The following is a 17,278-nucleotide window of genomic DNA, read 5'->3' as shown; positions in this document are numbered from 1 at the left end:
CGTCCGTCAGTCCAGTGGTGGCCGGGCCCTGACCTGGGCCCGGTCCGCCGCCTCGGCGCCCTGTGTCCAGCCCGCCTCGTCGGTGACCCCGCGCAGGCGGGTCGTGGTCGTCTCCGGGAACATCGCGTCGACGCGGTCGGTGACGGCGACCTCGCGGGTGGCGAGCACCGGGAGCAGGTCGTCGGTCACCTGCGTCCCGGAGGCCCGCGCCAGCCGGTCCCCGATGCGGTGGGCGTAGGCCGCGAGGAAGGACTGCCGGAAGGTCTTGGTCCGCCGGCGGCCGCCCGCGCGCTGGGCCGCCTCCGCGCGGGTCATCGCGGTCGTGGCCTGCACGAGGAGCGAGGTGTAGAGGAGTTCGACCACCTCCAGATCGCCCTCGAAACCGACGACGGTCGAGAAACCGAAGGCCTCGTTCCAGACGGCCCGGCAGTGGTTCGCGCCGGCCACCGCGTCCAGCAGTACCGCCTTCGCCTGCTCGTACGGCGCCTCGACCCCGATCCGGCACGCGCCGGGCGCGTCCTTCGCCGGCGCCTGCGCGTCGAGCAGCGCCTCGTCGATACTGTGCCGCGCCATCAGCTCCTGCGCCTTGGCGCTCAGCGCCTCCGCCTCCTCCGGGAACCCGGTCGCCTCCGCCTTCGCGAGCAGCGCGCGGATCCGGGTGAGCATGCGGGAGGCCGGCCGACGGTGCTCGTGCCGCTTCGGTTCGTGTCCATCGTCCAGGGGTTCGAGGCTGGGCAGCCGCAGCAGCAGGCGGTACAGCTCCAGCACGGTGGTGGCGTGGGTGAAACGGTCGGTGCGGGGTGGCTCTTCGGCGCTCAGCTCGTCGAGCTGCGCCGCCCAACGGGGGCCGCGCGCCCGGTCGTCCGGCGCCTGCGCCCGGATCAGCGCCGAGACGAGCCGTACGTGTACGTCGTCCAACTCCCGCCGAACCAGCCGTACGACGTCTGCGGGCTGCCAGCCGCGCCGCCATGCCGCCGCCACGAACTCCCGTCCACGGATGGCCAGTTCAGGGTCCGCGGCGGGATCGGCGGCGAGGATCGAGGCACCCGCGTCGAGGGCGTCGTGGGTGTCGGTGTAGAGGGCGGCCTCGAAGGCTCGCTCGACGGTGGTGGTCGTGCTGCTCACCGGTTGATCGTGTCACGGGGTGGCGGGGAGAGGGGCGGGGTACCTTGCGGAGTCGCCGGGAGGGGCGGGTCTGGGGATGCCTCCCGGTTGTCCGGGCCGGGGGCCGCGCCCCGGACTGTCCACACCCTGTGGACAACCAACTCCGCGTGGATGTGCGGGCGTTGGGACGGTGGGGCTTCAGCCGGCGTGGCAAGACCGGTTCGTAGGGAGACGCTGCCGTTCGACGCCGCGCTGTGCGACTTCGACGGAGTCGTGTACGTGGGGGATCCGGACGGGATGAACGCCCTGGACCGGGCCTGGGGGCCGGCCGAGGGGACGCTCGCCGGGGCCTCGTTCGAGGGCGAGTCGCTGCGGGCGGCCGTGACGGGGCGGCCGTGACGGGCGGCTCAGTAACGAGGAGTGGCGGTCCCGGATCGCCGACGATCTGACGCCCGTCTGTGGCTCGGCCGACCCGGCCCGTGACCTGCCGGCCGCGTGGACCGCGTTCAGCGGCCGGGTCGACCTAAGGAGTGGTCGCCTGCGGAGTGGTCGCCTATGAAGTGGTCGCCTAGGTCCGCCGGCTAGAAGGCGCTCGCGGCCGCCGCCTCGGCCTCCGGCAGCAGGTCCTTGCTCCGCTGGATCATCCTCGCGTAGGTGTGGTCGTGGTCCGAATTGTCGAGCGCGAATTGCAGGAGAGCGCCGGACCAGTCGTCGAAAAGCGCGAACGTACGGTCCACCATGCGCCTGGATTCCTCGCGCTGGGCCTCGTCGAGGGACGGCAGGCTCGCTTCTTCGACTTCCGGTGACTTGATGCTGTGCGACGCCTCCGCCAGGTAGTGCTTCGTACCGAAGAATTCGCATTCACGGCCGTCCCGCAGGGCGATTCCCCGGCAGTGCGTGAAGATCGTGATGGAGACCGCCTCGATGGACTCGACCATGGCGAAGACGGCGTACGTGGGCGCGTCGGCGGCGAGTGCGGCCAGTTCCAGGACGAGGCGTCGGGAGTGCTGGAAGTCCGCGCTCCACAGGACGCGGGTGGCGTCCGACAGGGGCAACTCGCGGTCGGCGCCCAGCTTCTCCAGGTCGGTCAGCATCCACTGCCAGTGGAAGTCCTCCTCGTACGTGTGGGCGTTCAGCAGAGCCTGCAGCTGGTCGAGTTCGGCCTCTTCCTCACCCTTGCGGAAAACGTACTTGTTCAGGTCGGAGTAGCCCATGATGAACGGGATCACGCTCGGACCCCACGCCAGGCGCTTTTCGCCGGGGAGTGACTCGTCGGCCAATAAGTCGGTGAAGAATTCATGCCCTTCGTACGATGTCCGGCGTTCCTCTATGTAATCGATGACCTTTTGCACGATAACTCCATTGGGGAGGCGGGGGTGACGACCTGCCATATCTATCATTATCGAAATCGGTGCGGGTCGGCTTTTGCTTGATCACGCCCTCACCTTCATCTGCAGGACAGGTGTCAACCCAGGGTTGACACACGACGACCAACCCGAACGTCACCTCATCGCGGCCATCAAGCCGGTCCACCCCGCGCCGCCCGGCGTTCCGGTGCCTCCTGGAGCGACATCGGCAAAAGCATGGGCGTCACCCGGCAGGCCGCGCAGAAGCGCTTCGTGGCGAAGGACTCCGCCGACCTCGACCCCAGTCAGGGGTTCGGCCGGTACACGCAACGCGCCCGCAACGTGGTGATGGCCGCCCACAACGAAGCCATTGCCGCCCGCAACCCGGAGGGCCGCCCCGAGCACCTGGTCCTGGGCATCGACAAGGCCACGACCGAAGGGCACATCGTGGAGATGCTCAACCGGCTTCAGGGCTGAGGCGCGGGCGGTCCGCCGCCCGGGTCAGAACTGGCTCGTGTCGAGGTCGAACCCGAGCGGCTCGGGCAGCGACACGGTCTTGGAGATCTCGATCTCGGCGGCCCGGGTGTAGCGGTCCTGGGAGGGCTCGCTGTAGACGATGACCGTCCCGGCCTCGCGGTCGATCAGCAGGTAACAGGGGATGCCCGCGCGCGCGTAGCCACGCAGTTTGGGACCGCGGTCGTTGACGGCGGTGGACTCGGAGGTCACCTCGCCGACGAGTACGACGGGCGCGGGGTCGTGATAGCGCTGGTCGTCGGCGAAACTGCCCTTCGGGGCGATCACCAGGTCGGGGACGACCTTGCCGGTGACGGACGCGTCCGGAACGTCCAGGCCGATACCGGTGTAGGTACGCAGATCGCCGTCGTGACGGTTGAGCGTGACCTGCTCCGCCGTCTCGGACACGATCTCCTCATGCTCCCCATTTGCCGGAGGCACCACGTGGATCTTCCCTTCGATCAACTCCACGCGCCATCCCTCCGGGGCAGCAGCGTCGAACGCGTCGAAGGCGGCCTCCACCGAAGCCTCCATGCGCCTCTCCTCAGTCGGACTCGGATGAGGACTCAGTCGACGTTCTGGGGCGGTCAGTGCCACGGCGGACCTCCTTCGTACGGAGCGACCCTGTCAGCGTAGGCGAGAGGGCCGTCCGTGATCTCGTGATGCGTCACCCGTACGAGTGTGCGCGTGACGTTTCTTCGCTCGGGTTCCTGGGATACGACTCCGCCCGCGAGCCGGTTCGCGCAGGTCGGGGGCGTTGTCAGACCCGCGTGCCACACTCGCGAACATGACCGATCGCTGGGCGCTCGCTCCGGCCGAGGGTGGTGGTGTGGAGGTCGCCGCCCTCGGTCCGGACGGGCTGCCCGTGGGGGCGGTGGGGCGGGAGGCGGATCTTGTCGAGGCCGTGCGGGGGCGGCCCGACGTGGGGCGGTGGGTGTGGCGGTCCACGGCCGAGGTGTATCCGGTGCTGCTCGCCGCGGGGGTGCGGGTGGAGCGGTGCTACGACGTGGAGGACGCCGAGACGCTGCTGCTCGGGCACGAGGGGCGGCACGGTGAACCGCGGTCGGCGGCGGCCGCGCTGGCCCGGTTGCGGGGCGGGGCCGTACCGCCGGATCCGCCGCAGCGGGCCGCCGAACCGGGCGCGCAGCCCTCGCTCTTCGAACCGCAGAGCGTCCATCTCCCCCTGGCCGACCTGCTCGCCGTGTACGCCGAGCAGCAGCGGCGGCACGACGCCGCAACGCACCCCGACCGGATGCGGCTGCTCACCGCCTCCGAGTCGGCGGGGATGCTGGTCGCGGCCGAGATGAACCGGGCCGGGCTGCCGTGGAGCGTCGACGTGCATCGGGAGATGCTGCACGAGTTGCTGGGCGACCGGTATGTCGGGGGCGGTGAGCCGCGGCGGCTCGCCGAGCTGGCGGACGAGGTGTCCGTCGCCTTCGGGAGGCGGGTGCGGCCCGATCTGCCGGCTGACGTGGTCAAGGCGTTTGCCGAAGCCGGGATCAAGGTCAAGTCCACCCGGCGCTGGGAGATCCAGTCCCTCGACCATCCGGCCGTGAAACCGCTGCTGGAGTACAAGAAGCTGTACCGGATCTGGGTGGCTCACGGGTGGTCCTGGCTGCAGGACTGGGTGCGGGACGGGCGGTTCCGGCCGGAGTTCCTCGCGGGCGGGACGGTCACCGGACGCTGGGTCACCAACGGCGGGGGCGGGCTGCAGATCCCCAAGGTCATCCGGCGGGCCGTGGTCGCCGACCCGGGCTGGCGGCTCGTCGTCGCCGACGCGGACCAGATGGAACCGCGGGTGCTCGCCGCGATCTCCCGCGACCCCGGGCTGATGGAGGTGGCCGGCCGCGCCACCGACCTCTACCAGTCCGTGTCCGACCGCGCCTTCTCCGGCGACCGCGACCAGGCCAAGATCGCCGTGCTCGGCGCGGTCTACGGCCAGACCTCCGGCGACGGTCTCAAGAACCTCGCCGCGCTCAGACGCCGGTTCCCCAAGGCGGTGGCGTACGTCGACGATGCCGCGAAGGCGGGCGAGGAGGGGCGGCTCGTCCGGACCTGGCTGGGGCGGACCTGCCCGCCGGTGGCCGGGGGCGAGGACGCGGCGGAGGAGGCGGGCATCCCCCAGGACGACCCCGTCACGGCCCCCGCCGACCAGGGCTGGGTGCCGGGTTACGCCTCCACCAACTCCCGTGCCCGGGGCCGTTTCGCCCGTAACTTCGTCGTCCAGGGCAGCGCGGCGGACTGGGCGCTGCTGATGCTCGCCGCGCTCCGGCGGTCCTGCGCCGACCTTGCGGCCGAGCTGGTCTTCTTCCAGCACGACGAGGTGATCGTGCACTGCCCGGAGGCGGAGGCTCAGACCGTGGCCGCCGCGATACAGGAGGCGGCGGATCTCGCCGGGCGGCTGACGTTCGGGGAGACGCCGGTGCGGTTTCCCTTCACAGTGGCGGTGGTCGAGTGCTACGCCGATGCCAAGTAGGGCGGGGCGGGGATTCGGGTTGTCAACGCGCGTCACGCTGCGACAACAGCTCGCCGAGTTCCTGGACGACGGCCTTCTCGTCCGTCCCGTCGAGCGCGTCGAGGGCCGCCCGCCATGCGCCGTACGCCTCGGCCTCGCGGCCCTGTTCCCGTAGCAGCAGGCCGAGTTGGTGCCGGGCCAGGCCGCCCATGTAGCGGTCGGCTCGGGCGTCCGCGCGGCGGAGGAGTTCGGCGCACTCGGTGCCGGCACGTTCGGTGTGGGCCTGTGTGGTGTCGGCGCGATCGGTATCGGCCCGTTCGGCGTCAGCCCGATCGATGTCAGCTCGATCGGTGCGGCCGAGGAGGCGGAGGGCGCGGACCAGGCCGAGGCGGGTCTGTGACTCGCCGTGCCAGTCGCCGTGGCCGCCGAGGATGCGCAGGCTCTCCTCGAAGTGCGGTACGGCGGCGGCCGGTTCGCCGAGGGTGAGGTGGGCGTAGCCGATGTTGCAGTGCGCGGAGTGCTGCACGATGACGGCGCCGATCTCGTCGCCGATGGCGAGCGAGCGGCGGTGCTGTTCGATGGCGGCACGGGGGTCGGTGTGTTCGTACAGGTTGCCGAGGTGGCTGTGGGTCACGGCCTCGCCGTACGGGTCGTTCAACTGCCGTGAGTGCGCGAGGCTTTGGCGCAGGGCGACCCCGGACTCGGCGTAACGGCCCAGGCCTTCGAGGAGCAGGCCGCGGTTGTTGAGGCAGCGGCGGATCCAGGAGACCGCGTCGAGCCGCCACCAGATCGCCAGGGCCTGGTCGTTGAGACCGAGCGCCTCGTTCTGCCGGCCGGTCAGGAAGTGCAGCCCGGCGAGATCGCCCAGCGCGTACGCCTCCGCCGCCGCGTCCCCGAGCCGCCGGGCCGCGCCGAGGGCGGCCCGGCCGAGCACCTCCGTCTCGGCGACGCGGCCACTGCGCAGGACGTAGGGGAAGAGGAGCCGGACGAGGGTCGAGACGTGGGCGGTCCGGCGGAGATCGGGGGTGTCGCGGTACCGGGTCACGAGCGTCACCACGTTCTCCAGCTCCAAGTCGCCCCAGGCGAAGGCGTCTTCGGGGCGGGGGAAGGGGGTGGTGGCCGCCACCTCGGCGGCGTGGCCGGGGGGCTGCGCGGCGGTCGGCCGGCGGCGGTCGTCCTGGTCGAGGCCTGGTTCGACGATCGCGGTGAGGGTGCGTTCGGCGTGGGCGGCGTACCAGGCGAGGGCGGTTGTTATGGGGTCGGTTTCGGTGGGGGTGGGTTCGGAGAGGGAGGCGTCTACGAGGTCGGTGTCAGCAGGGGGCGTTTCCACGAGGGTTGAGTCGGCGAGGGCGAGGGTTGAGTCAGCGAGGACGCGGTCGGCGTCGGCGTCGGTGAGGGCGCCCTTCCCCTCCCTGCCGCCTCCCTTAGCCCTCTCCCCCTCCAACTCCCCTCCCCCATAAGCCAGTTCGCGGGCGAAGTCGCGGACCAGGTCGTGGGGGGCGTAGCGGCCGTACGACGTCTCCTCCAGGAGGGCTACGTCGACCAGGCGGTCGAGGGCTGCCTCGGCGCGGCGTTCGTCGGTGCCGGCGAGGCGGGCGAGCAGGGGGGCGCCGTAGGCCGGGAGGTCGAGGGTGCCGATGTGGTGCAGGGTGCGGGCCGCGTCGCGGTCGGTCTCACGGTCCGAGGCGGCGAGGGCGTCGTGGGCGACGGCGAGGGAGCGGCGGACGCTGAGGTCGTCGTACTCCAGGTGGCGCAAGCGGCCTTCCGTGGCGGCGAGTTGGCCGGCCAGGACGTCCGGGGTGAGGGCCCGGCGGGCGGCCAGTCGGGCGGCGACGATGCGCAGGGCGAGCGGGAGGCGGCCGGTGAGTTCGACGAGCGGGTGGGCCGCGTCGAGGCCGTCGCGGCCGGAGACGGCGCGCAGCAGTGCGGCGCTGTCCTCGCCGGACAGGGGGGTGAGCGGGAAGCGGCGGGCGCCGTCGAGCGCGGTCAGCGGCGAACGGCTGGTGACGATCACCGCGCAGCCGGTGCCGGCCGGCAGCAACGGCCGTACCTGGGCGGCGCTCTCGGCGTCGTCCAGCACCATCAGCGTGCGGGTGGGGGCGAGCAGGGAGCGGAGCAACGCGCTTACCGCGTCCGGGTGTTCGGGGATGTGACGCGGTTCGGCGCCGAGGTCGCGGAGCAGGGCGTGGAGTGCCTGGCCGGGGGTGAGGGGGGTCATGCCGGGGGTGGCGCCGTGCAGGTTCACGTACAACTGCCCGTCGGGGAAACGGTTCCTCAACGCATGGGCCGTGTGCAGCGCGAGCGCGCTCTTGCCTACGCCGGCCATGCCGGTGATGACGGCGAGGGGGTGCCCTCCGAGGTCGGCGGAGAGGGGCACAAGGGTGTCTTGCAGGGCCCGGAGAGTGTCAGCGCGTCCGGTGAAGTGGGCTGGTGGGGGCGGGAGTTGGGCGGGGCGGGGTGAGGGCGGCGAGTGGGGGGTGGGCTGGTCCCGGGGGTCGGGGGTGGTGGGGGTGGAGGCGCCTGGCTCGGGGGCGATGAGCTCGGGGGCGCCGGAGGTAGGGGCTTGGGCACCGGGCACGGAGGCGACGGACTCGGGCGCATCGGAGGCAGGGGCTTGGGCGCCAGGCTCGGAGGCGATGGGCTCAGGGGCATTGGAGGCAGGGGCTTGGGCACCGGGCACGGAAGCGACGGACTCGGGCGCATCGAAGGCAGAGGCTTGGGCACCGGGAACGTGGCGCATCGAGGTCTGGGTGTCGGGCACCGGGGGGTGAGGCGCAAGTGCGCGAGGCGCGTTGGCCGGCTCGTCCGCGCCGGTGGCCCCGGCAGTTCCGAAGCGACCCGGAGCCCTGGCCTCCCTGGCCTGCCCTGCGTCCCCGGCGCCCTCGATGTCATCGGCGTGCCCGACAAACCCGTGCGCGTGAGACACGCTCGCCGCCCCGTCCACGCCGCCGACCTCGACAGCTCCGGCGCCCCCGGCCCGCCCGACGTGCCCACTCTGCCTGGCTCTCCCGACGTGGTCGGCGTGATCGGCGTCCCTGATGTGCCCCGGGTCCCCCGCCTGCCCGACGTCCCCGATGCCCCCGGCGCCCCCGGCGCCCCTGATGCAATCGCCGTCCGCCGCCCGTTCCGTACCCGCTTCCCGCCCCGCCGTCACCCCACGCGGCAGATCCCACGGCTCCCGCACCTCTGTGCCCTGCGGCATCGTCACGTGCGCATCCCGAGCCGCCTCACCTCGCCGCACCTCTGTACGCGCATCCCCAACCGCCTCACCTGACGGCACCTCCGCACGCGCGTCCCAGGCCGCAGACGCGTGCGCCACTTCGCCGTACGTCTCCCGCACCACCGCCCCGCCCGGCGTCTCCCCACGCGCCTCCGACCCCGCCGGCCCCCGCGACACCTCCGCCCGTGCTTCCCCATCCCCCGTCCCCCGCAGGCGCAACTCCCGCTCTTCTTCCTCGCGGGCATCCCCCCACGCACCCGCCCCCCGCAACACCTCCGCATGCGCCCCCCGAACCCCCGCCCCCGGCTCGATACCCAGCTCCTCGATCAGGCGATTGCGCAAGTCCCGGTGGACGGCAAGCGCCTCCGCCTGGCGGCCGGTGTGGTGGAGGGCGAGCATCAGCTGGCGGTGGTAGGACTCGCGGAGGGGGTGGTCGGCGACCAGTGCGGCCAACTCCGGGACGAGGGCGCCGAGTCGGGGTCCGCCCAGGGCCAGCTCCGCGTCGTAGCACCATTCGAGGACGAGGAGGCGGGCCTCGGCCAGGCGCTGGGCGAAGGCGTAGCCGCCGAGTTCGGCGGGGACGCCGCTGAGCGGGGTGCCGCGCCAGAGGGCGAGGGCCGCCGTGCAGGCGTGGACCGTGGCGGGCCAGTCCTTCGTCGCGTGCGCGGTGCGGGCCGTGATGACGTGGGACTCGAAGACGTGGACGTCCAACTCGCCCTCGTCGACCCGGAGTACGTATCCGGGCGGTACCGCGCGCAGCCGGTCGGGGTCGTCGAGGAGGCGGCGGAGGCGGGTCACGTGGTTGTGCAGGGAGGCGTGTGCGGACGCCGGCGGTGAACCGCCCCACAGAGCGTCCTTCAGGGCGTCCACGGATACCACCCGGCCGGGTTCCAGGAGCAGCGCGGCCAGCAGCACCCGCACCTTGGGGCTGCCGATGGGGTGCACGGCGTCATCGTCGACAGGGTCGAAAAGGACGGGCGTGCCCAGCAGTCCGAACCGCAGCTCGTACCGCATCACACCGAACCCGTCACCCTTCCGCACGGCCTCTCGTGACCGTGCCCCTTGGCGGATATCCGCCCTGTTCACAGCGGTTTCCCGCCACCCTGTCCCGGCCGCCGAACGCCGGGATCCGTTGCCGTACCGGGCGTCTCCCGTCGCCGTCCGGCGACTTCAGGCCACGCGGCCCGGGAGCATCGTGCGCACCATTGGCCACATGTTAGCGATTCGTTGGTGCGACCTGATGTGATCACATCATCGGATCTGGCCCGACGGTGCGCGCGTACGACGCGCAGCTCGGGGGAGTGTCGCCGTCGCGGCCGGGTCCGGGGACGCGAGAGGGCCCCGGTCGGCGGAGGTGAACGACCGGGGCCCTCGTCCCTTACCTCCGAGGTACTACGGGTCGGCCGGACACCCCTGAGGTACGACGCCCCTGAGGTACTACGACGGGTACTACGGGTACGGGTACTCCGGGTCGGTCAGATGACCGGCGGGCGCCCCAGTCGCGTCAGCCGCCACACCGTCCGCCACCGCATCGGCCGCCGCTCCCCCGCCGGTTCTCGCACGCCCTCCACGAATCCGCCGAACCAGGCCCGCAGCCCGGCGAGCGACCGTGTCCGTACGAGCGTGAGCAGCGTCCAGATGCCCAGGTGGACCGGGATCAGCGCGAGCGGGAGCCGGCGGCGGACCAGCCAGACGCGGTTGCGGGCGGTGACCCGGTAGTAGATGGCGTGCCGGGCGGGCGAGGTCTTGGGGTGCTGGAGGAGCAGCTCGGGGGCGTACAGGATGCTCCAGCCGGCGTCGGCGGCCCGCCAGGCGAGGTCGGTCTCCTCGTGCGCGAAGAAGAACTCGGCCGGCCAGTCCCCTGTCTCGGCCAGCATCGCCATGCTGAGCGCGTGGCCGCCGCCGAGGAACCCGGTGACGTACCCGCCCTCCATCGGATCCCCCGCGCCGACCCGCGGCACATGGCGTCGCTGGGTCTCCCCGTGCTCGTCGGCGATCCGGAAACCGATGATGCCCAGGCGGGGTTCGGCCGCGTACAGATCGCGTACGCGGCGCAGCACGTCCGCGTCGACGAGCAGTCCGTCGTCGTCGAGTTCCACCACGACGTCCACGTCCCCGAACGCGCGGAGCCGGGCCAGGCCCACGTTGCGGCCGCCGGGGCAGCCGAGGTTCTCGTCGAGGTCGATGGTGGTGACCTCGCCGGGGAGGGAGAGCCGGTCGGTGAACTCCGGGAGCCGGCAGCCGTTTCCGACGATCACGATCCGGTCCGGCGGGAGGTCCTGCTTGGCCACGGACTCAAGGAGCGCGTCGACCTCGGCGGGCCGGTTTCCCATGGTCACCACGGCGACGGCGATCCTCGGTCCGACCACGTCGCTCACTCCATCCGGCACGTCTCTCGCTCCATCCGGCCATCCGGCGATGCCCGCGCCCTGACCGCGCAGCACTCGCCGTTCACCAAGATGTTGCCTCAGGTCGGCCGGTTGCTCCGACTCAAGTTCATTTTGCGGGACCTTTGTTGTCGCTTTGCCGGTTTTCCCTCCGGCGCACGAACTTCAGCCCCGACCAGTCGTCCCCCAGCGCGGCGACCTTCACATCGACGACACCGAGCGGAAGGAAGAGGTCGCGCAGGTCGTTCTCGCTGATGTCGCTGACATGCCCGGCGGCCTTGCGGGGCCAGGCGATCCAGAGCATGGCGGTGTCGGCGAGGCCGAGCACCAACTCCTGGGCCTCCGCGTCCAGTTGCCGCCGCTCCCGGTAGAAGGCGAGGGTGACGTCCGCGCCACGGGAGCCACCGGCGGTGACTTCGCAGTCGGCGGGGAGTCCGGGGACGGTCCAGGGGGCGGGGGCGTGGTGCAGGTGGACCTGGTGGCCGGGCTTGACGCCGATCTTCTTGGCGAGCGGGGTGCCGGAGTAACCTCCGGCTGCCGCAGGGGAGTTGACCATGCTCTTCTCCGACCTTCTACAAGCTTCTACGAACTTCCATGGCCTTCTACGACAACGACCGGTGCCCCGTCTCGATCGAGACGGGGCACCGTATCCCACGTGACCGCGTGCCGGCGTCGGCGTGCCGGTGTCAGCCTGCGATGTCAGCCGGCGATGTCGAAGGTGGCCGCCTTGGACACGAACGTCGTGTCGCCGTCCTTGGCGGTGGCGAGCGCCGAGACGTACCAGGTGCCCTTGGCCGCGTCGGCCGCCTCCTTCTTGGTGACCTTGAACGTGTAGGTGCAGCGGGAGGTGTCGTCCGACGTGGTCTTGCACGTGGCGGACTCGACGTCGCGCAGGTCCGCCGCGGTCGGCTCCAGCTTCGAACTCGCGGGCCAGGCAACGACCTTGAGGCCGCGGATGCCCGAGTTGTCACTGACGTCCACGGTGTAGGTGAAGGAACCGGCGCCGCTCGCGGACGGGGCGGTGTAGTGGGCCGAGCCGTTCTCCAGGGCCGGCTTCTCGGGGGCCGCCGAGGCGGCGGACGCGGCGAGCCCGCCGGCGACGACTCCGCCGACCGCGGCGACGGAGGCGAGGGAGAGGAGAAGAGCGCGCTTGGACATGGACATGGGAGATCCCCCTGTGTGATGTGGATGGTGTGGGAGGCGGTGGTCGACCGCTTCCCTCGATGTGATCGAGCCTAGGAGCGGGACGGGGCGCGGTCCTCAGGCCGAAGGACGGTTGCCGCCTTGAACCAGAGATAGAGAGGGCGGGACCGGAATCCCCCCTCAGCCTGAGCCGGGGCGTTCACCTGCACCCATAGCCTTTGAGTGTCATGAAACGAACCGACGACCGGCTGCTCCCGGTCCTGCTGATCTGTGCCCAGGCCCTGGTGTGGCCGGTGGCTCCGCTGCTGCGCGGCACCGTGCCGACCGCGGCCGACCTGCTCGTGGCCGCGCTGGTCGCGGGATCCGTGACGGCCGCGCTCGCCCTGCGCCGGACCCGTCCGGTGATCACGCTCATCGTGGTCGCCGCCGCCTGCGCGGTGGGCGCGGGCCCGCTGCCCACCGGGGCGATGGCCGTCTTCGGCACCGCGGGCGTCACGCTCGCCCTGTTCACGGTGGCGGCCGAGCGCGACACCTTCACCACGGTCCTGTGCGTGGTCACGCTCGCGCTCTGGCAGTTCCTGCAGAACATCACCCTGCACGGACTCAGCGACAACAACGGCCTCGACCTGGTCCTGATCACCCTGCTCTACGCCACCGCGTGCGGCGCGGGTTTCTCCGTACGCCGCACCCGCCGCACCCGCCAGGCGGCCGAACTCCTCCTGAACCGCGCCGAGACCGAGCGCCACCGGCTCCCGGCGGCCGAACGGCGCCGCATGGAACGGGAGTTGCACGACGTCAGCGCCCACCATCTGACCGCCGTGGTCGTCACCGCCGGCGCCGCGCTCGGCCTGCGCGAACGCCGTCCCGAACTCGCCGCCGAGGCACTGGAGTTCGCGACGGAGACCGGCCGCGAGGTCACCCGGGCACTCGGCTCGGTCCGCGCCCCGGCCCCCTCACGCGAGGAACTCCCCTCCCCCGAGGAGCGGTTGCACTCCCTGATCGCGGGCTTCCGCCGCCTCAACCAACCGGTCGACCACGAGATCGACCCCCTCCCCGACGGCGCCGTGGCGGACGCGGCCTACGGCATCGTCCGCGAGGCCCTCACCAACGTGGCCCGCCACGCCCCCGGCGCCCACACCACGGTGACCGTCCGCTACGGCGACACCCGCACCGACATCGTGATCACCAGCGCGGCACCCCCGTCCGGCACGACGGCCCACGGCGCGGGCCTGGGCGGCGGCCGAGGCCAGGGCTTCCTCCGCTCCCGGGCCCGGGAAACAGGCGGCACCCTCACCACCGGCCCGACGCCGGAGGGCGGTTGGGAGGTACGAGCGATCCTCCCCGGTCGTACGGCGGCCCCGGTGGAACACGTCGTCCCACGCAGCTACCGCGCAGCCCAGGTCGTCGCCGCGATCGGCCTGTGCTTCCAGCCCCTGCTACCGGTTCTGATCATCCGCGCGGATGCGACATCGACCAGCACGGATGTGTCGGCGGGAGTCCTGTTCACCTTGCTGGCAGCAACCCAGGCGGTAGCCCTGCTGTGGCTGCGCAGAGCACCGAGGACTGTCCAACTGGCCTTGATCGGGCTGGCGTTGCTGTGGCCGATGGCAATGTCGGTGGGCCACTACACAGGCCCGGTGCTGCTCCCACCAACATTGAGCATGCTGGCAACATGCGCGGCGGTGATCTCCCTAAAGGGGCGCGGGACTGTATCGATTTGCGGCTCCGCCGCGGGGCGCGACCAGCCCCCACAGACCCGCACCTACCGACTACCTCAGGTCCCTATCTCTGTCTTCCTCATCGCAGCCACAGCCGCACACGCCACCGCCCTGACGATCGCGATCCTGCACCGAGGCACAACCATCCCCACCTGGGCGGTACCCACGGCAGCAACTACCGCTACCGCACTGGCAATTGGCGCGGCCTACTACACCGGATCCCTGATCGCCCAACGCAACCAGGCAACCCAGGGCGCCCAGTCAGAACAACTCGCCACCTGGACCGAAGAAGCCGTAAGAGACGCCTGGGCAGAACGCCGCCGCATCGCAGCAGGGCTGGAGACCACCGTCCTGGCCCGCACCGCAGACATGATCACGGAGGCAGAGGCAGGCCGCCTGGACGGGACAGCCACCCGCGCCCGAGAGGCCCTCGCAGCGATGCGCGCCCTCCTGGACGCGGTCCAGGACGCCGACGAAACAGCAACCCCCGCCCTGCGCCCCCAACCCACCGTCCAGGCCCTCGACCTGCTGGCACACCAGTGCCGAGCCACCGGCCGCGACGTACAGATACGCGTCACCGACCGCGTCCCGGACCGGCTCCCCACCGAAGTGGACCTCGCCGCCTACCACGTCGCCGAAACCCTCCTCGCAACCGGCGACAGCGACCCCGCCGTACTCGAACTCGACGCGGACGGCAGTACGTTGACGATCACGGCCACCGGCGTACCCCGCGCCGCCGACCCCGCCGTACAGGCCCGCCTGACGGCAAGGATCGCGCCGCTCGGCGGCACCCTGACGGCCGGCCGCCCACCGGGCACGGTCCACCTCCGGCTGCCGCTCACGGCACCGGACGACGAGGAGAGAGAACGATGAGCCTCAGGGTGCTGGTCGTCGACGACCAGGGCATCGTCCGGGCGGGCTTCGCCGCCGTGATCGACGCCGAGGACGACATGACGGTCGTGGGAGAGGCCGCCGACGGCGCCACCGCGGTGGTCCTGGCCGCCGAACTCGCCCCGGACGTAGTCGTGATGGACGTACGGATGCCCGAACTGGACGGCATCGCCGCCACCCGGATCATCACCGGCAAGGAGAACGCGCCGCGCGTCCTCGTGCTGACCACCTTCGACCTCGACGCGTACGTCTTCGACGCCCTGCGCGCGGGAGCCTCCGGCTTCCTCCTCAAGGACGTCCACGCCTCCGAACTCCTGGCAGGAATCAGGGTGGTGGCGAGCGGCGAGAGCGTCCTCGCGCCGTCCGCGACCCGCAGGCTGATCGGCCACTACGCGTCCGGCGCGGGCACGGGTTTCCGTTCCGACGCCGAGAACGGCCCGCGCGAGCTGGAGAGCCTCACCGGCAGCCAGCGCAACGTCCTCGCCCTGCTCGCCTCGGGCCTCAACAACGCGGAGATCGCGGCGGAGTTGGACATCACCGTCGGCACGGTCAAGTCCCACGTCAACGCCCTGCTCCGCAAACTCGGCCTGCGCGACCGCGTCCAGGCCACGATCCTCGCCTACGACCTCGGCATCACCCGCCCGAACCCACCGGGCGCCGAGCACCTCTGACCAACCCTCAACACCCCTTCACCTAACGCCACTTAGGAGTACAGCCATGCCCAGTACCGACGCCAACGCCGCCCGTTCACCGCTCCACCGACTCGGCCAGAACCTCCGCAACCCCTTCGCCCTCGCCTATCTCGGCGTCTGCTTGGCCATCGTCATCTGGACGGTCGTCGTGACCGTCATGGACGACTCCGGCGAGTCCATGGCAGGCGTCGTCCCGATCCTGGCGACCGCCCCGGGCAGTCTCGTGTTCCTCGTACTGCCGGGCGGCAAGGCCATGTTCTTCGTCGCCGTCGTCATCGGCGCTCTGGTGAACGCCTCGGTCATCGGCTGGTGCGCCCGCGCGCTGAAGCGCGGCAACCAGTCCGACGCGACCCGCTGAGCCCCGGGCAGGACTAGGCTGGGGGCGCGGTGTTCGCCCTGCTTCGCATCGGGCACAACCACCGCGTCGAAGGACTGCGGCATGAGGCACGCGCCCTGCACCACGCACCAGCCGACCACAACCCATGAAGAACGGCCCCTACGACCCCTGTTGACGGCCGTTCCCCCTCCCCCCGACCCGGTCCTGTTGACCGAGCTCCTCCAACTGCGCGTCCAGAACGCTCAGTTGATGCTGGCCCTGGAGACCCGGGCGGTGATCGACCAGGCACGCGGCATGGTGATGGCCCTCGCGCCGTGCACCGGCGACAGGGCCTGGGACCTGCTGGTGGGCGTCTCCCAGCACTGCAACATCAAGCTCCGGGTCGTGGCGGCTGCACTGGTGGCCACGACGGAGGACAAGACGCTCCCGGCCGACATCCAGCGGGAGTTGCGCCGCGCGCTGCGCCGCCTCCACGCGGCGGACCGGCCGTAGCCCGTACGGGATGGGGACGGCACCGGGAGCTGTGGTTCCAACTCTCCGGTGCCTTCGTCCAGAACGGCCGACGGACGCCCCCACTGGGTAGCCCGGTCCGCCGGACCTAAACAGCTCGAAAACTACGTGAACTGCGGGACCCGTCCGGGATCTATCCCGGACGTTGCGTCCGGTCGTTGTGCGCCAGCCCGTCCGGATGGTCCTCCGTACGCTCGCCGAGCGGAAGTACCAGTACGCGTACGGGAGTTGTGCCGTCCTCGCGCTGGATCCGCCCGATCTCCTGCCACCCCCACCCCTTGAGCGCGGCCAGGACCCACCGGGCGGACTCGTCCACCAAGGTGACGCCCAGCGAGGCCTGGTGGTCGGTGAGCAGCCGCTCCTGCATCAGGCGGGCGAGGCCGCGCGCGTGCTGGTGCGGATGGACGAGGGTCTCCAGGATCGCGAACACATGCCCGGACGCGGTGAGTTGCTCCAGGTTCTGCGGCAACTGCCCGTCGAATCCCCGCCACCACGACCCGTCGCGCGGCACGGAGAAGCCGCAGACGCACCCCGCCAGGGCCTCCGCCTCGGCGACGAGCATGTCGAAGCCGGGCAGTTTCACGTCGTCGGCGAGCCGGAGCAGGAACTTCTGCCGGTCGTTGAACTCCTCGCCCGCGTCGGCGTCGGAGGACTCCACGTACAGGTCCGCGAGATCCTCCCGCAGGCCCTCGGCCTGCCAGCGGTTCAGCCGGCGCAGCCGCACCGCGTCCATGGCGTCCACGGTGCCCATGACGGTCGGCTCCGGCTCCTGGCCTTCGGGTTCGTGCGCTTGCAGCGGGCTGCTCATGAGACGCCTCGGTTCGGAAGACTCGGTGGGGTGGTGCGGCGCCGGGGTCTGGGACGTCTGTACAGCAGCATAACCACGGGTATCACGAAAACCCGTTCGAATGAGCCCGTTTGAAAGCTGTCCCGCCGGGCACTCGTCCGGTGTGCTTCGGACC

Annotated in this window: 14 protein-coding genes and 1 pseudogene; 7 read left to right on the top strand and 8 right to left on the bottom strand. The window is 71.4% G+C overall.

Features of this window, described 5'->3' with window-relative positions; genetic code table 11:
* Positions 1-6 precede the first annotated feature (6 nt).
* Positions 7-1,125, bottom strand: a complete 1,119-nt coding sequence (locus OG496_RS31935; protein WP_405973396.1) for a DUF2786 domain-containing protein — start codon at positions 1,123-1,125, stop codon at positions 7-9.
* 186 nt (positions 1,126-1,311) lie between these two features.
* On the opposite strand from OG496_RS31935, the gene OG496_RS31930 reads away from it, so the two are divergent.
* On the top strand, positions 1,312-1,503 hold the full coding sequence (locus tag OG496_RS31930; protein ID WP_405973395.1) for a hypothetical protein: 192 nt from the start codon (positions 1,312-1,314) through the stop codon (positions 1,501-1,503).
* Positions 1,504-1,685: 182 nt separating this feature from the next.
* Here the strand turns inward: OG496_RS31930 and OG496_RS31925 are convergent, their stop codons facing one another.
* Positions 1,686-2,333: a hypothetical protein gene (locus tag OG496_RS31925; RefSeq protein WP_405973394.1), complete on the bottom strand. Its 648-nt coding sequence runs from the start codon at positions 2,331-2,333 to the stop codon at positions 1,686-1,688.
* Positions 2,334-2,645: 312 nt separating this feature from the next.
* Here OG496_RS31925 and OG496_RS31920 point away from each other — a divergent pair.
* Positions 2,646-2,870 (top strand): annotated as a pseudogene (locus OG496_RS31920) (ATP-dependent Clp protease ATP-binding subunit); the annotation flags it as partial.
* A gap of 81 nt (positions 2,871-2,951) precedes the next feature.
* Here the strand turns inward: OG496_RS31920 and OG496_RS31915 are convergent.
* Positions 2,952-3,497: a Uma2 family endonuclease gene (locus tag OG496_RS31915; protein ID WP_405973393.1), complete on the bottom strand. Its 546-nt coding sequence runs from the start codon at positions 3,495-3,497 to the stop codon at positions 2,952-2,954.
* 253 nt (positions 3,498-3,750) lie between these two features.
* On the opposite strand from OG496_RS31915, the gene OG496_RS31910 reads away from it, so the two are divergent.
* On the top strand, positions 3,751-5,439 hold the full coding sequence (locus tag OG496_RS31910; RefSeq protein WP_405973392.1) for a bifunctional 3'-5' exonuclease/DNA polymerase: 1,689 nt from the start codon (positions 3,751-3,753) through the stop codon (positions 5,437-5,439).
* A gap of 22 nt (positions 5,440-5,461) precedes the next feature.
* Here the strand turns inward: OG496_RS31910 and OG496_RS31905 are convergent, their stop codons facing one another.
* The 4 genes from OG496_RS31905 to OG496_RS31890 form a co-directional block, all read right to left on the bottom strand.
* On the bottom strand, positions 5,462-9,652 hold the full coding sequence (locus OG496_RS31905; RefSeq protein WP_405976751.1) for a BTAD domain-containing putative transcriptional regulator: 4,191 nt from the start codon (positions 9,650-9,652) through the stop codon (positions 5,462-5,464).
* 461 nt (positions 9,653-10,113) lie between these two features.
* Positions 10,114-11,007: a glycosyltransferase family 2 protein gene (locus OG496_RS31900; protein WP_405976750.1), complete on the bottom strand. Its 894-nt coding sequence runs from the start codon at positions 11,005-11,007 to the stop codon at positions 10,114-10,116.
* Positions 11,008-11,134: 127 nt separating this feature from the next.
* Positions 11,135-11,581 carry a DUF3052 domain-containing protein gene (locus OG496_RS31895; protein ID WP_405973391.1) on the bottom strand — a complete coding sequence of 149 codons (447 nt, stop codon included), beginning with the start codon at positions 11,579-11,581 and terminating at the stop codon, positions 11,135-11,137.
* A gap of 143 nt (positions 11,582-11,724) precedes the next feature.
* A complete protein-coding gene (locus OG496_RS31890; protein ID WP_366497563.1) occupies positions 11,725-12,189 on the bottom strand; it encodes a DUF5707 domain-containing protein in 465 nt (154 codons plus the stop codon).
* A gap of 206 nt (positions 12,190-12,395) precedes the next feature.
* Between OG496_RS31890 and OG496_RS31885 the strand changes: the two genes are divergently transcribed.
* The 4 genes from OG496_RS31885 (at position 12,396) to OG496_RS31870 (ending at position 16,298) form a co-directional block, all read left to right on the top strand.
* The gene (locus OG496_RS31885; RefSeq protein ID WP_405973390.1) at positions 12,396-14,759 is read left to right on the top strand and encodes a histidine kinase; all 2,364 of its coding nucleotides are present in this window, start codon (positions 12,396-12,398) and stop codon (positions 14,757-14,759) included.
* Positions 14,756-15,448, top strand: a complete 693-nt coding sequence (locus OG496_RS31880; RefSeq protein ID WP_399393806.1) for a response regulator — start codon at positions 14,756-14,758, stop codon at positions 15,446-15,448. Before OG496_RS31885 ends, OG496_RS31880 begins: the two co-directional genes overlap by 4 nt.
* Before the next feature lie 46 nt (positions 15,449-15,494).
* Complete coding sequence (locus OG496_RS31875; RefSeq protein WP_366497560.1) at positions 15,495-15,827, top strand: SCO4225 family membrane protein; 333 nt, start codon at positions 15,495-15,497, stop codon at positions 15,825-15,827.
* An 81-nt stretch (positions 15,828-15,908) separates the two neighbouring features.
* Positions 15,909-16,298 carry an ANTAR domain-containing protein gene (locus OG496_RS31870; protein ID WP_405973389.1) on the top strand — a complete coding sequence of 130 codons (390 nt, stop codon included), beginning with the start codon at positions 15,909-15,911 and terminating at the stop codon, positions 16,296-16,298.
* Between the two features lie 151 nt (positions 16,299-16,449).
* Here OG496_RS31870 and OG496_RS31865 read toward each other — a convergent pair whose 3' ends face one another.
* Entirely contained in the window at positions 16,450-17,124 is a 675-nt protein-coding gene (locus OG496_RS31865) for a hypothetical protein (RefSeq protein ID WP_405973388.1), read from the bottom strand.
* Positions 17,125-17,278 lie beyond the last annotated feature (154 nt).

Source organism: Streptomyces sp. NBC_00988 (assembly GCF_045162645.1).
GTDB lineage: Bacteria > Actinomycetota > Actinomycetes > Streptomycetales > Streptomycetaceae > Streptomyces.
Note: the sequence above shows the minus strand (reverse complement) of the source record. Positions and strands in the feature narration are given on the sequence as shown.

Coding starts and splice junctions, on each gene's coding strand:
- OG496_RS31905 (WP_405976751.1), bottom strand. CDS start 9,652: ATGCGGTACGAGCTGCGGTTCGGACTGCTGGGCACGCCCGTCCTTTTC.
- OG496_RS31875 (WP_366497560.1), top strand. CDS start 15,495: ATGCCCAGTACCGACGCCAACGCCGCCCGTTCACCGCTCCACCGACTC.
- OG496_RS31895 (WP_405973391.1), bottom strand. CDS start 11,581: ATGGTCAACTCCCCTGCGGCAGCCGGAGGTTACTCCGGCACCCCGCTC.
- OG496_RS31865 (WP_405973388.1), bottom strand. CDS start 17,124: ATGAGCAGCCCGCTGCAAGCGCACGAACCCGAAGGCCAGGAGCCGGAG.
- OG496_RS31890 (WP_366497563.1), bottom strand. CDS start 12,189: ATGTCCATGTCCAAGCGCGCTCTTCTCCTCTCCCTCGCCTCCGTCGCC.
- OG496_RS31885 (WP_405973390.1), top strand. CDS start 12,396: ATGAAACGAACCGACGACCGGCTGCTCCCGGTCCTGCTGATCTGTGCC.
- OG496_RS31880 (WP_399393806.1), top strand. CDS start 14,756: ATGAGCCTCAGGGTGCTGGTCGTCGACGACCAGGGCATCGTCCGGGCG.
- OG496_RS31870 (WP_405973389.1), top strand. CDS start 15,909: ATGAGGCACGCGCCCTGCACCACGCACCAGCCGACCACAACCCATGAA.
- OG496_RS31910 (WP_405973392.1), top strand. CDS start 3,751: ATGACCGATCGCTGGGCGCTCGCTCCGGCCGAGGGTGGTGGTGTGGAG.
- OG496_RS31915 (WP_405973393.1), bottom strand. CDS start 3,497: ATGGAGGCTTCGGTGGAGGCCGCCTTCGACGCGTTCGACGCTGCTGCC.